The 449-nt window shown below is 61.2% G+C and carries 1 pseudogene; it reads right to left on the bottom strand.

From position 1 onward, the window contains the following. Nucleotides 1-54 precede the first annotated feature (54 nt). Nucleotides 55-449: pseudogene (gene gbcA / locus AC1DKR_RS21195) on the bottom strand (glycine-betaine demethylase subunit GbcA); the annotation flags it as partial.

Consider the following 449-nt stretch of genomic DNA (forward strand, 5'->3'; position numbering starts at 1 on the left):
ATTTAGCGAGGAAGGATCGTTCCCACGCCTGGCGGGGGAACGATCAGATGTCGATTAACCCAGAACCGGAACACCTTTGAGGTAAGGCGCAGGCTCGGCCCCCAGGTTGTTCAGCATCCGCTCGCTGTACCAGTCCACGAAGTTCACCACGCCGAATTCATAGGTCTTGGAGTAAGGCCCTGGCTGGTACGCGGTGGAGTTGATCCCGCGCTGGTTCTCTTCGGCCAGGCGACGGTCCTGGTCGTTGGTCGCATCCCAGACCTGGCGCATGCGCTCCACGTCGTAGTCCACGCCTTCGACCGCGTCCTTGTGGACGATCCACTTGGTGGTGACCATGGTTTCCTGGGCGCTGATCGGCCACACGGTGAACACGATGATGTGGTCGCCCATGCAGTGGTTCCACGAGTGCGGCAGGTGCAGGATGCGCATCGAGCCCAGGTCCGGGTTCT

This window comes from Stenotrophomonas sp. 01N47 (genome assembly GCF_056399165.1).